The following is a 14,187-nucleotide window of genomic DNA, read 5'->3' on the forward strand; positions in this document are numbered from 1 at the left end:
GAAGACTCCCGAGGGAGATTCGAGCCATCGACTGGGCGAGGGAGCAGGTTCGTTGCGCCTGATCAGCAACGCGACGGCGTGAGCCGCGGGCGGGCTGATAATCAGTGGGCTGTCTGACGACTTGGGACGGCCTCGTCGCGGCGGCGACGCGGCCCGGAAATGCATTCGAAACAGGCGAACGCCTCGATACTAGTCAAGCCGACAAGGGAACGCAAGCCCTTGGGCGCCGGATCATTGACATCGGCAAAGGCCGGTCGCAACCTTAAGCCATTCTGAGAGAAGGACTCGCCATGACCCAGACCGTGGACACCTTAAGTGCGCTTCGCGAGTCACCCGGTGACAACGCCTCGGACCCTACCCGCCTCGCCGCCATCGATCTGGGCTCGAACAGCTTCCACCTGCTCGTCGCCAACTATCAAGATGATCGGCTACAGGTGGTCGCCCGCCAGGGCGAAAAGGTCCAACTCGCCGCCGGCCTCGACGACAACGGCCAGCTCAGCGAAGACGCCATCACCCGCGCGCTGGACTGCCTGGGACGTTTCGCGCCCTTTCTCGGCGATATCCCGCCGCGCCGCATGCGCGTGGTCGGCACCAACGCCCTGCGCGATGCCGACAATAGCCAGGAGCTGATCGAGCGTGCCGAGGCCCTGCTCGGCGCCCGCATCGAGATCATCGCCGGCCGCGAGGAGGCTCGCCTGATCTACCTTGGCGCCGCCCACGCCCTGGCCGAGAGCGGACGCCGACTGATCGTCGACATCGGCGGTGGTTCGACGGAGTTCATCATCGGCGAGCACTTCGAGCCCAAGGCGCTGGAAAGCCTGCGCATGGGCTGTGTCACTTTCACCCGCCGCTTCTTCGACAACGGCGAGATCACCGAGAAGCGCATGCGCCGGGCCGAGCTCGCGGCGCTATCGGAGCTGGCCAACATCCGCCGCCCGTACATGAGGCTCGGCTGGGACGATCCGGTGGGTTCCAGCGGTACCATCAAGGCCGCCGCCGCGGTGTTGGCCGCGACCGGTGACTCCCCGGAGGGCGTGGTGACCCGCGAAGGGCTCGCCACATTGCGCAAGCGGCTGATCAAGATCAAGCATCTGGACAAGGTCGTCATGGAGGGGCTGAAGCCCGACCGGGCTCGGGTCTTCCCCGCCGGCGTTGCCATTCTTGGTGCCGTCTTCGAGGCATTCGAGCTCGAGCAGATGCGCTTCGCCGACGGCGCCCTGCGCGAAGGCGTGCTCTACGACATGGCCGGCCGCAACAGCCCGGAGGATTCGCGACTCAAGAGCCTAGAATCCCTGGCCCGGGCCAATGGCGTCGATACCCGTCAGGCCGACAACGTCGCCGCCACCGCCAAGGCGCTATTGGCTCAGGTACGCGACACCTGGCCCATGAGCGACGACCAGGCCCGCTACCTCGACTGGGCGTGCTGGATGCACGAGATCGGCCAGGCGATCTCCCACAGCCAGTTCCACCGCCATGGCGCCTATCTGCTGGAGCATTCCGACCTCTCGGGCTTCTCGCGCCCCGAGCAGCGCCTGCTGGCGTTTCTGGTCCGCGCCCACCGGCGCAAGTTTCCGCACAAGGAATGGCAGTTGCTGCCGGACACCGAGCAGCGTGACGCCCAGCGCCTGGCCCGCCTGCTGCGCCTGGCGGTGATTCTCAATCACTCGCGCCCGGAGCACCCGCCGACGCTACCGAGGCTAGAGGCCGACGGCGAGTCCCTGCACCTGAGCTACGAAGGCGGCGACGACCCGGGCCTCTTGTGCACCGATCTCGAGCAGGAAGCGCAGTACATGGGCAATACCGATTTCGCCCTGGTGTTGCACAGCGAGACCGCCAACGCCGGGGCCTGAGGCACACCGCCGCTAGACGCCCCGCCAGCCTTCCGCCACCGCGACCCAGCGGCCCTCGACCAGTTCGAGGGCCGCTACCGTTTGATCGCCATGCCACACCACGACGGTGGTCTCCCTGCGCCAGGGCGGCACGCCGGCCTCCTGCAGCAGGCGCTTGAGATCGCGCCCGCCACGCCCGGCGAGCCGCAGCCGCTCGCCGCCCTGGCGCGGACGCAGCGACAGCAAGCCGGGCGCGGCTTCGCCAACGCCGAGCAGCCTGACGCGGCGCTCCCCCCAGGGAGTTTGCAGCGGCGTCTGGCCGTCCCATTGCCCTTCGGGCACCCCGACGCCTTCCGTACCTTCACCCCCGTCACGCCCGGCATGCCCTGCCAGCAGCCAGACCGCCGCATCCCAGCGGCGCGCCTCGGCGCCGGCCCAGCTCACACGAACCTCGGCATCGCGGCGCGCCCCAAGCTGGGAGAGCAAGGACTCGAGGCGTTTGGCGGGCGGTGTGGGCAAGCCGAGGCGAGTCGCACAGTGACGCAGCAACAGCCGCTGACGGGGCAGCGACAGCGTCACAAGCGGCGCCAGCGCAATCCGCCCCGGGTCGGCGCCACACCGGGCCAGGTCCTCCTCGGCCAGCTCCTCCAGAAGCCCCAAGGCCTCCCCGGCATGGGCGGCGGCGGCGGCAAGCCCGGCGTCGGCTCCCGGCCAACGCGCCTTGAGCCTTGGCATCACGGTGTGGCGCAGGTAGTTGCGATCGACATCGGTCTCGTCGTTGCTGGGATCGTCGCTCCAGCTCAGCGCTCGCCGGCGCGCTTCATGTTCAAGGACAGTGCGCGACACACCGAGCAGCGGACGCGCCAGCGTCGCACCGCCAAACTCGCGTAGCGCTGGCATGGCGGCAAGCCCTGCCACACCGGAGCGGCGCAGGGCCGCGAGCAGGAAGGTCTCGGCCTGATCATCACGATGCTGTGCTAGCCACAGGGTATCTCCCGGGCGAAGCCGCCGCGCGAAGGCCGCATAGCGCGCCTCGCGGGCCGCACCCTCGAGGCCAAGGCCCGACGTCAGATCAACGCAGGCACGTTCAACAAACAGCGGCACCCCAAGGCGCGAGCACAGGCGACGACAGTGGCGCTCGAAGTCGGCGGCCGCTGGCTGCAGGCCATGATCGACGTGAAGGGCATAGAGAGGACGAGGATGAAGACGGCAGGCCGCCGCCGCCAGGGTCAGCAGCAGCGACGAGTCGAGCCCACCGGACAGCGCGACCCAGACGGCGCGCCCCGGCGAGGTCATCGCCAGGGCGCAATCGATATGGGTGGAAAGAGTCATCGGGGCTCCCGGCGGCGAACGCTATGGGCGAAGGCTACCGCGCCTCCCCCCGCGGCGAAAGCCCTGTCGGCGCCCACCGCTGGCGGCGCCCCGATGCACGACCTCAGGCGGCGACCAGCACCGTCTGGTCCTTGGGCACTCGCAGCACGACGTCGCTGCCGACCTCAACATGGTGCTTGCCGATGGTATGTACCTCATCGACGGCCAGCTGGTGCCCGCTGACATCGACCCCGTAACGGATCAGGCTGCCGAGAAACTCCCGGTACACCACCCGTCCGCTGAAGGTCAGGTGCTCACCGTTTGCCTCATGGAGACCGCCGAGCGTCGTGCTCTGCGGTCGAAACACCAGGCTGCCGCGGTCGAAGATCTGAGGGTTGTCCACCGGCTGCTCGACCCCCCTGTCGGACACGAACACCTGGCCGACGACGCCGGTCTGCAGCGCCCCATCGAGGATATTGGCCGACCCCAGAAATCCCGCCACGAAGCGGTTGCACGGGCGATCATAGAGCTCCCTGGGCGCTCCGATCTGCTGGATGACGCCGTCGCTGAGCACCGCCATGCGGTCAGACGTGGTGTTGGCCTCCTCCTGATCGTGGGTGACGAAGATCGTGGTCAGGCCGAGTTCACGCTGCAGATTGAGGATATCGCGGCGCATCTGCACCCGCAGGTTAGCGTCGAGATTCGACAGTGGCTCATCGAGCAGCAGCACCCGCGGCTCGACCACGACGGTGCGGGCCAGGGCGATACGCTGCTGCTGGCCGCCAGAAAGCTCGTTGGGCTTGCGCTCGGCGAGCGCCGAAAGCCCGACCAGCTCCAACGCCTCCCCGACCCGGCGATCGATCTCGCGCTGGGGGACCTTGCGCTCCTCGAGGCCAAACGCCACGTTCTTGCGCACGCTCATGTGTGGCCACAGGGCGTAGCTCTGAAACACCATGCCCACGTTGCGCTGCCAGGGCGGCAGGCGCGTGACGTCCTGATCGCCGACCAGAATGCGCCCGGTCGGCGTCGGGCCGAAGCCGGCGATGGCGCGCAGCAGCGTCGACTTGCCGGAGCCCGAGGGGCCGAGGAAGGCGAAGAATTCACCGGGCTCGATCTCGAGATTGACGCCCTTGAGCACCTCGGTGTCGCCGAAGCTCAGGCCCACGTTCTGAATCTTGATACCTTTGGATTCGCTCTTGTTCAACATGGCAATGAGTCTCCGTCAGGATACGTTGGGTTGGCTGCGCTTGCTGCGCTCGATAAACCAGTGCGACAGGTAGGTCCCGAGACCAACGATCAGCACGGCGATGATGCCGAGTGCAGCGCCCGGGCCGCGTCCGGCCGCCGACTGCATGAAGATGTAGATGCCGTAGGCCAGCGGCGCATCCGACTCCGACGACACCAGCATGATGGTGGCCGATAGCTCCACGGCGGCGGTGGCGAAGCTGGTGATGAAGCCGGCCAGTATCCCCCCGGTCATCAGCGGCACCACGATGCGACGAATGGTGCGTCGCTTGCTCGCCCCGAGGCTCTCGGCGGCTTCCTCGAGCGACACCGAGATCTGCTGCAGTGCGGCGACGCAGGCGCGCAAGGCGTACGGCAGACGGCGCACCGCCAGCGCGATCACGATGACCCCCCAGAAGGTCGCCAGCGGCACATCGGAGAACGGCATGTCGACGCTGTAGAACATGCGCAGATAGCCGATACCGAGCACCACCCCGGGAATCGCCACCGCGCCCATGGCCACGAAGTCCAGCGCCTTGGCACCCCAGATCTTGGTGCGCCACACCACGTAAGCGATGGCGGTGCCGAGAATCACGTCGATGAGCCCGGCGAGCCCGGCGTACAGCAGGGTGTTCTTGATAAAGCCCGTGGCCCCTTCGAAGACCGTGGCGTAGTGATCCAGGGTGTAGCCGTCCGGCACCGGGCTGTAGGACCAGACCGAGGCGATGGACAGCATGAACAGCGCCATATGGGGCGCCAGCACGAAGGCCAGGATGATCAGAATGACGGCGTAACAGCCGATGCGCTCCCAGCGGCCCAGATCACGCTTGAGCAGGCCTCCGCCGCCCTTCTGGGTGGTGGCGTAGTCCTTGCCCTTCATGGCCAGAAACGACAGCCACAGCGAGAAGATCGAGAACACCACCAGGATCACCGAGATCACGTAACCGATCGGGTCGGAGATCCCCACCGAGCTGATACGCAAGTAAGCCTGAGGCGCCAGCATGTTGTTGACGTTAAGCAGTAGCGGCGTGCCCAGATCGTCGAACACCTTGAGAAACACCAGCGACGCCCCGGCCACATACCCCGGCATGCCGAGCGGGAAGACGATCCGCCGAAACAAGCGCATACCGCTGGAGCCCAGGTTCAGCGCGGCCTCCTCCATGGAGCGATCGATGTTCTTCAGACTCGCCGACAGATTGATCAGGATGAACGGAAAGAAGTGCACCGATTGCACCAGGATGACCCCATTGAGCCCCTCCATGAAGGGCACCGTGAAGCCGAAGTACTGATCGAGCAGCAGATTGATGCTGCCGTTGCCGCCGAAGAACAGCTGCATGGCCACGGCGCCGACGAAGGGCGGCATGATCAGCGGAATGATGCCAAGGGTCTGGATCAGCGCGGAACCCGCGAAGTTGAAGCGGCTGGTGAAGTAGGCCAGCGGCATGGCGATCAGGGTGGCAAACACCACCGACATGGCCGACACATAGAGCGAATTGACAAAGGACTCGCGAAACAGCGAGGCATTGAAGAAGTCGATGAAGTTGTTCAGCGTCAGGGCGCCGGTGCTGGGGTCCTGAAAGGCCACGTAGACCACCTTGGCCACCGGCAGCACCAGCACGATGAGCAGAAACAGGCCGATCAGCAGCGCCACCAGGCCTGGGCCCCACTGGGCCGACGAAAGGTCCGGCATGCGCCATGACCGCGAGCGTATCGCAGAGCTAATCATAACTACCTCGAGAAATCGGGGACGAAGAGACAGCGACCGCGTCGGCCGCTGCCTCGGGACAGGCGATCGGGCGCTTACAGCAGCGCCTTGGCCTGCTCGGCGAGCTCGACGGCTCTCTGGTAGTTACCGCGTGTCACCTCATCCCACTCGGCTTCGATCTCGGCCTGACGACCGGTCGTCGAATCTTCGGCGGTCTTGCGGCTGGTGGTGAAGGCCGCCAGGAAGTCCGGATCGGCGGCTTCGGCCTCGCTGACGGGCACTGCGGAGACCAGCTCGCGCGCCTCGCCGATCAAGGCCTCGGCCTCGCCGTTGGCGCCTCCTGCCTCGGCCAGGGCGGCCTCGGCGGCGTAGATCGCCTCGGTGGCCTCACGCAGGTCGTCCAGGCGATAGGTCACCATCACGTCGAACAGGGCATTGACCAGGTTGTAGCGGGCCTTGGACACGTCCAGATCGAACTGCAGCGAGGCGCTCAACTGCTCGTCCTCGAAGGGGTTGGGAAAGCCCGGAGGCGCCTGCTCATAGATGCTCGGATTGACCGGCAGGCGGCGGATCTTGGGATCGAGCAGCAGCTCCTGGCCGGTCTCGGAGAGCAGAAACTCGATGAACGCTTCGGCGGCTTCGCCGTTGGGAGGATTGTCGATGATGCCGATATTGGCCGGCACCAGGGCGGTGGTCGACGGGTAGACGAAGTTCACCGGGAAGCCGGCACCCATGGACGACAGGCCGAAGAAATCGATGACCACCCCGATGCCGAAGTTACCGCTGTTGACGCCATCAGGCACGCCGAAGCTTCTCTCGGTGACCGAGGCGAAGTTGCCCGACATGCGTTTGAGCACGCCCCAGCCCGGCTCCCAGCCCTCGCCCTGCAGCACCGTTTCTACCGTCAGGTGGGTCGTGCCCGAGCGCGACGGCGCCGACATCCCGACGTGGCCGAAGTACACCGGCTTTTCGAGGTCCTCCCACTCGGCGGGGGGCGGCAGGTCCTTAGCGGCCAGGTAGCGCTCGTTGTACATGATGCCGTAGCCGGAGGCGGCGAAGCCGGTATAGAAGCCATCCGGATCATGAATCGGGAAGGCGCCGATGGTCTCGGGAATGCCTTCGGCCGACGGCCGATACTCCATCAACAGCCCATCGTCCTTGAGCACCTCGAAGGCATCCGGTGCCGAGGCCCAGAACAGATCGGTGGGATTGCCCTCACGGGTCTCCTGGATAAACTTGATCGCCGCACTGGTCTTCTTGTTGAGGATCTCGACGTCGATGTCCGGGTTGGCCTGCTCGAAGGCATCGGTAAAGACGCTGGTCAGATCCGACGGAAAGGAGGTCACGATCACCAGGCGCTCTTCGGCCTGGGCGCTGCCGGCGGCGGCAATCGCCAGAGCGAGCGCGCTGGCCTTGAACAAACGCTTGGACGGCTGGATAACGGCGTGCATGGATGGCTCCTGTCATTATTATTAACATTAGAGAGTGCAATCGCCCCGCGACGCGGTGGCATTCTCTCTAGAGCAAGCGCCGTGCCAAGACATGATCATGACGTAAGCCATTGATTCAATAGTACCGCCCACCCCACCCCTCCGAATGATCTTGATACTCGGGAGTCAGAGTCGACACACGGATTCCCACCGGTCGTGTCACTAATGACACAAGCATTCACGCTGCGCTCGATCCGCACCCCGTTGCCAAGGGGCCGCGGAAGCGGGCCGGTCATACTGGCGTCACCTTTGCTGTCGGCCGCCGCCCTGCCGACCACCTTGCCTGCCGATGCGCTCACCGCCGCGACGCAAAAGTGACGGATAGCGACGGCATGCCTATGCTGAAATCGGCATCATCGCTCATTCGCCACCATCGATAGCCAGAAAGGATTCCTTATGCATACCCATCGAGTAACGCCCAGGCTAGGGCGAGGTTTATGCCTACTCGTTGCCCTCGCAGCCACAGCAACCTCCGCCCAAGCACAAGAGCAAGAAGCGCCAAACAATTCAGGCGACAACGATAAACCCAACATCCTTGTCATCATGGGTGATGATATTGGTTGGTATAACACTAGCGCCTACAACGACGGCATGATGGGCTACCGCACGCCCAACATTGACAGCATTGCCGATGAGGGCATTCGATTTACCGATGCCTATGGCCAACAGAGTTGTACCGCGGGGCGCGCCGCATTTATCACCGGTCAATCACCCAAACGCACGGGCCTTCTCAAGATAGGCATGCCGGGTGACCCGGTTGGACTTCAGCCTGAAGATCCAACGATTGCCGAGCTCCTGAAACCAATGGGCTACGCGACCGGGCAGTTTGGGAAAAACCACCTTGGTGATCGCGACGAGTTTCTTCCTACCAACCATGGCTTCGACGAGTTCTTCGGCAATCTTTACCACCTCAATGCCGAAGAAGAGCCGGAAAGCCCCGACTACCCCAAGAATCCGGAATTCAGAGAAAACTGGGGGCCGCGTGGGGTAATAAGGTCCAGCGCCGATGGCGACATCGAAGATACGGGCCCGCTGAATAGCCAGCGAATGGAAACGGTGGATGAAGAGTTTCTGGCTTCCGCTTTCGACTTTATCGAACGCAAGGAGGAGCAGGACGACCCCTGGTTCGTATGGTTCAATACCACAAGAATGCACATCTTCACTCACCTGAAGGAAGAATCAGAGGGCGCAACAGGGCTAGGCATTTACGCTGACGGCATGGTCGAACATGACAGAATGGTCGGACAGCTCCTGGACAAGCTTGATGAACTCGACATCGCCGACAACACCATCGTGATCTATACCACAGACAACGGTGCGGAAAAGTTCAGCTGGCCCGATGGAGGGACGTCTCCTTTCCGAGGAGAAAAAGCAACCACATGGGAGGGTGGCATCCGAGTACCGTTCATGATCAAGTGGCCCGGCCATATCGAGGGTAACCAAGTATCCAACGAGATATTGTCGCTCGAGGACATGTTACCGACCCTGCTTGCCGCCGCCGGGGAGCCCGACATAAAACAGGAACTACTGGATGGTTATCAAGCGGGCGACAAGACCTTCAACGTTCACCTTGACGGCTACAACCTCTTGCCACACCTAACGGGTGATGCTGGAGAAGATGCCGCCTGGCCGCGCAATGAATTCTTCGCCTGGGTCGATGACGGAACGCTTGGCGCCGTGCGCCATGGTCGATGGAAAGCCAACTTCAGCACCATGGATCACGAGGGAATCGATGCGTGGTTCCATGAGCAGACCACACGCAAGGCCCCTTTGTTTATCGACTTGCGGGCAGACCCTTTCGAATCGACCCCAGAAACATCGTCATACTACGATGATTGGGTCGTACGCCACATGTATGCCATAGGACCGACGGTCGCCATCGTCCAAGACCATATGGAGAGCTACGAGGAGTATCCCCCCAGGCAAGAAGCGGGGTCTTTCACACCGAAACAATAATCAAACCTATACTACCTGGCCGTTCTGTTGAACGGCCTTTTTACACCACGGGTGCAAACAGTCGGTAAACGAGAACCCCACATGAAATGATCGACACCCCGCATCCGTGGCTCCTGCCACACCGTCCACACTTCCGCTACCGATAACTCCCATCCGATTGATAACGCACCCCCCGATAGCTCGGTACGAAGATCCGGTGCTCTTCCTGCCAGGTGCGGGATGCATCGATCGCCTCGTTGACCTGCTCCTCTGTCATCAGTGCCGCCAGACGCTGCTTATCCTCGATGCCGGCCGTGCCCTGAAGGTCGGCATATTTATAGGCCTGAACAAGGTCAGTCTGCGTGCCGATACCCTCCTCAAAAAATGTCACCAGATGAGGAAAGGAAAAACTGTCGACGCCATATCGTGACTCCGAGGACTTCAACAACCAGTCAAAGGCCAGCGCATCATCTTTTTCAACCAGCGTGCCCTGCGAATACAGACTCGCCATGGCCCTGGCCGATTTCAAGTCGCCGGCATTTCCCGCCCGCTCTAGCCAATATATGCCTTTTTCGATATCGGGCTCGACCAACCCTTCCCACTCTTTTTTCCCCACATACGCCCTACCGAGTTCCCGCTGGGCTATAAGGAGTCCATCATCCGCAGCGGCAACCAGGTACTCCAATGCCTTATCCTCATCAACAACAACACCAAGTCCCTGGTAATAAATATCTGCCAGTATCAACCCTGCATCCGACGCAGAACCATCCCATGCTTCTTGCAGATATTCACGGGCTGCTCCATAGTCTCTATCAACCCCCCACTTCTCCCATCCATTAATATAAATTATCCCCAAAAGATACTGTGCTTTCCTAACCGAAAAATCCGACGCTCCAGCGCCAACATTGTGCAACAGCTCATTATATGAAGAATTGTGTATATCCAATGAGAAATCATTGTCGATCGGGTTGTCGTACAGGACACCTCCCCACACTGAAAATGAAGTCATCAACAACAAAAATAAACAACATATTTTTCTAGAAAAATATTCTAAAATCATCATTTGCTATACCCGTCTCAGCACCACTCGACATCAGCACAATGCTCAAGCGAGCCCCCATCCCAATATCTGAATACGAAATGGCTCTCACAATTTCGACCAAAAACCCGCCCCCTTTCTCTACTACAGACGGCAATTCTTGTAAAACTGAATCAGTAGCAGCCCTCCCAGAAACAACACGAACACTAAAGCTATCGTCGACATGTGTTCTCGAGAAATCGTATCTATAAACAGACCTCTCCTCACTCAACACCCCAGAACGTTCATCTACCCACCCCACCAACTCCACCGTCAAAGACACCCTATCCAGCTTGGGTAATGTCACCTTCAGCGAAATTTCCTTGTCCAACTGATAGTCAAGGTAATCACCACCAGGATTCTCCTGAGGATTTTCTTCCAGCTCGCCTCGAATAAAGTCGTACCTCGGTGGCGTACTGGTGTCATATTTCCACACCAGATCAACCGTGACCCCGCGGAATACCAGTTCCAGCGAGTTCATTTCCTCCGCGGCGCTAGCGAAAGGCTCTATCTGTCCTCTCAATGCCCCACCTCGGCTCCACTTGCCAAGACAGGAGCGCAGTAGCCAGGTGCGGCAGGCTCTCGGCACCAATAGCTGCATGATCGGCCCAAGAATTCCGGTCAAGAGGCTAAGCACTACCGACGAAACCGCGGCGGCGATAGGATGAAGAATCAACAGTGAGACCGCAACGCTGGCGAAACTGAACAAGGCTTCCACCAGGGGTTTACCCTGGTCTTCCAAGGGCATCCCCTGGCGCCTGGCCTTCATCGCCTCGCCGATCTTGCTGAAGGCATCCATCATCGAGATGGCATTGCCCAATTGAGTGAAAAAGACATTGGCCATCGACCAGCCCCGGTTGCCGATAGCTGGGGTCTGACCGGCAGCCCCCGGCAATGAAGCTCCTCGTACCTGGCGATAGCCCTCTGCCATCGCCATGCTGGCCACGGCCAGGTTCACCATCGCCGCCGCTAGTTTTAAGCTATCGCTATCGCCGGTCTTGTTCAGCTCTTTCAGCACCGTCTCTGTGGCATTCCACGTCACCAGGCCCGCACCTATCGACTTGTTGACCGGCGTCGCGCCAAGAATGGACGCGGCAATGGCGCGACTGCTTTGACGTACGTCGGCTTCGCGGTCGGCATCATCACCGGTATCCCAGGAGCCAATATCAATGTCCAGGCCACGCAACGTGGCGGCTACCGGGACCACGATATCCAGCGCTCCTTCACCTTTCAGCGTATCGACGAAAAAGTTCCCTCCGATCGTGTTATCGGGGGACTCGTTCAGGTACTGCAACGCCTGGTCGCCGACCGGAGTTCTGGGCCTTCCTCTTCGCAGAGTATCGAGGTGGCGTGGAATCCCCTCTAGCCATGCGTAGTAATCTCGCTTTCTCAGGCGCAGCTTTTCCAGCAATGGAAGCTTCGCGCCGTCATCTTGCATCTCCAACTGGCCCATGCACAGGAGCTGGCAGTAGCGAGTGAAAGACTGAAGTGCGCCCCTGCCAATCTTCTCGCTATCGCGCGTAGCGCCATCTGCCTTCGTCGAAGTGCCCGCGGTCACCTGCGCCGAGGCCTCCATGCTCAACAGCGCAAAATCGCTGACCGACAAGGCCGCGAGCGCGCTGCCGATGATAGAGGTCAAGGCCGCCGTGGCGAACTGAAAGCGCTTCTCCAGTTGTTCGGGTTGTACCTCTACCTGATCCCGTACCGAGGCGTACACACCAGCCCACTGGCGCAACATCAACTTATCGAAGAACTCTTTGCCGGCAACTTCTTTCCTGTCGCGCCTGGATCGACTGACGAGGCTTTGCACATTGGCAAACATTACTCGCCTGAGCAGTGAGGTCTCATTATCCAGCTCTTGGGCGAAGTCCGTCCAGATACAGGCACTCGCCGGGGAGAAGATGCCACCCGATAGGGCATTGGCGACCAGGCCACCGATACCAAGCCCGTGGCAGTAGTCGGCGTCAGCATCACTATAGCGATTGACCACGGGACGGAGATGCTCACGCAGCCAAAGGGCATAATCACTATCAAATGACGACACCAACTCTCGGGTAAGCTCGACCTTGGCGTCGTAACTCTGCCGAAATACGGCGAGAGCCTGCTCATCGTAGTAACGTGGCAATTGATCATCGAAACGTTGTCGCCGTTCCTCCACCCGCTGCCGGTTGCCGCCTGTAATCGTTTCCTGTCGTTCCCGGTCCGCCTTGGCGCGACTGCCATAGCGGTTGATGTAAGCGCTGCGCCTGGCCCGATGACGGCATACGGCCTCTTCATCACCTTGCCAGCGGGCTCGACGGATATCGGCATCAATGCTGGCCACTGTTCGATCATAGGTCTCGACATCGTATTCCAGCCGATCAGTGGCATTGGCCTGCTGTTTCTCGAGACTCTCGATGTAATGGTCCTCGAAGTGCTGGCTGAAAGCATCCACTGCCTTTAGTACCGTCAGTTTGCGCCGATTCTCAGACCCCGGCTCCCCGAGAAATCTCTCAATGATCTGCAAAGGCTCCTGACGCGCCGCGTTCAGTTCCTCGATGACGCCGAGTTCATCTTTAACTGCCAGAATAAGTCCACGCCCCTGATAGTGCTCCCATCCCCGTGTCTGCATGATGTCACGGAGATTATCACCAGTGATCCACTGGTGCTGGCCATGGCTCGGCCAAAACTCGGATTCCATGGCGTAGGCGCCATCACCGTATTCCGCCACCATATTCAGATCATCGACGCCGAAGGCATGTGGCTGGGCGTTCCCGGCAAGCCAACTGCGAAGGTCGACTTGTTGCATGACCTGGCTGCGCAGCTCTGGTGTGCTGCGCAGTCGGTCAAGGTGGGCCGCCGACCAGGGGTGTTCGATAAAAGCAAAATATAGCCGCGTCGTGGCGTCGGCGGCCCCGAGCGTGACCAGAGACGCATTCAACGCCTTGGTACGCTTCTCCTCTGCGGGGCTACCGCCACAATCGAACCCAGCGTCAGCGTGGGACGGGGGAGATTGGTGGGCATTGAACTGATAGAACATGCCATCGGAGGTAACGGCATAGGCATACCAGGTGGGCGGAGTTCGGCTGGACTCTTCCAGCATATAGAAGTATCCCGACCTCATTTTTCTCAGCACATATTTGCTAACGCTGGACTCTGTGGCAGCGCCAAGGAATTCCTTGGCCGGCGAGGACAGGCTTCTGTTTCTCAGCGTTTCACTGTACAACGTTTTATCGAGGGTGATCTCGGTGAATTCCCGGACACGATCCGGCGAGAGCGCCGTCACAGCTTCGTTCAGACGGGTACGTCGGCAGACAGCATAGCGAACCGGCAGAATCGGCAGGCCACGCCGTTCACATAAGGCACAATTTCCACTATCGAGCCCCGGAATCCCCAGTTCAAACGCTCGCTCCAGAACGTCTCCAAACGCGATATCCATCGCTATGCTCCCTGCAATTCGCCACTATCCCGGGACGATCCAATGTCCACGCGTGGTCCTTTTCGTTCTGTCGAAATCGATTCGATCCCACGCACACCCTCAGGCCAGATGCGGCGACGGAGCTATCCCATCAATGGGTAGGCGTCGCCTTTTCCGTGGGCCAATCGCATATTCAACAGAGGTGCCACGTCCCCTTC

8 protein-coding genes are annotated in these 14,187 nt (G+C 61.1%); 2 read left to right on the forward strand and 6 right to left on the reverse strand.

Translation table 11 applies throughout. The annotated features are described in order from the left end of the window. Positions 1 to 290 precede the first annotated feature (290 nt). Entirely contained in the window at positions 291 to 1,850 is a 1,560-nt protein-coding gene (gene ppx, locus ACUN9Y_RS05195; protein ID WP_445459621.1) for an exopolyphosphatase, read from the forward strand. Positions 1,851 to 1,862: 12 nt separating this feature from the next. On the opposite strand, the gene tilS is transcribed toward ppx, so the two are convergent. The 4 genes from tilS to ACUN9Y_RS05215 all read right to left on the reverse strand — a co-directional run bounded on the left by tilS (position 1,863) and on the right by ACUN9Y_RS05215 (position 7,520). Continuing rightward, complete coding sequence (gene tilS, locus ACUN9Y_RS05200) at positions 1,863 to 3,161, reverse strand: tRNA lysidine(34) synthetase TilS (RefSeq protein ID WP_445459622.1); 1,299 nt, start codon at positions 3,159 to 3,161, stop codon at positions 1,863 to 1,865. Positions 3,162 to 3,264: 103 nt separating this feature from the next. Continuing rightward, the gene (locus ACUN9Y_RS05205; protein WP_445459623.1) at positions 3,265 to 4,347 is read right to left on the reverse strand and encodes an ABC transporter ATP-binding protein; all 1,083 of its coding nucleotides are present in this window, start codon (positions 4,345 to 4,347) and stop codon (positions 3,265 to 3,267) included. 15 nt (positions 4,348 to 4,362) lie between these two features. Further along, positions 4,363 to 6,054: an ABC transporter permease gene (locus tag ACUN9Y_RS05210; RefSeq protein ID WP_445459624.1), complete on the reverse strand. Its 1,692-nt coding sequence runs from the start codon at positions 6,052 to 6,054 to the stop codon at positions 4,363 to 4,365. A gap of 110 nt (positions 6,055 to 6,164) precedes the next feature. After that, positions 6,165 to 7,520 (reverse strand): ABC transporter substrate-binding protein, encoded by a 1,356-nt coding sequence (locus tag ACUN9Y_RS05215; RefSeq protein WP_445459625.1) that lies wholly within the window; start codon positions 7,518 to 7,520, stop codon positions 6,165 to 6,167. Between the two features lie 435 nt (positions 7,521 to 7,955). Between ACUN9Y_RS05215 and ACUN9Y_RS05220 the strand changes: the two genes are divergently transcribed. Next, complete coding sequence (locus tag ACUN9Y_RS05220; RefSeq protein ID WP_445459626.1) at positions 7,956 to 9,515, forward strand: arylsulfatase; 1,560 nt, start codon at positions 7,956 to 7,958, stop codon at positions 9,513 to 9,515. Positions 9,516 to 9,651: 136 nt separating this feature from the next. Here ACUN9Y_RS05220 and ACUN9Y_RS05225 read toward each other — a convergent pair whose 3' ends face one another. Continuing rightward, complete coding sequence (locus ACUN9Y_RS05225) at positions 9,652 to 10,557, reverse strand: tetratricopeptide repeat protein (protein WP_445459627.1); 906 nt, start codon at positions 10,555 to 10,557, stop codon at positions 9,652 to 9,654. Beyond that, complete coding sequence (locus ACUN9Y_RS05230; RefSeq protein ID WP_445459628.1) at positions 10,532 to 13,990, reverse strand: T6SS effector BTH_I2691 family protein; 3,459 nt, start codon at positions 13,988 to 13,990, stop codon at positions 10,532 to 10,534. The genes ACUN9Y_RS05225 and ACUN9Y_RS05230 overlap by 26 nt, the downstream gene beginning before the upstream one ends. Positions 13,991 to 14,187 lie beyond the last annotated feature (197 nt).

It is taken from the genome of Halomonas sp. V046 (genome assembly GCF_052645355.1).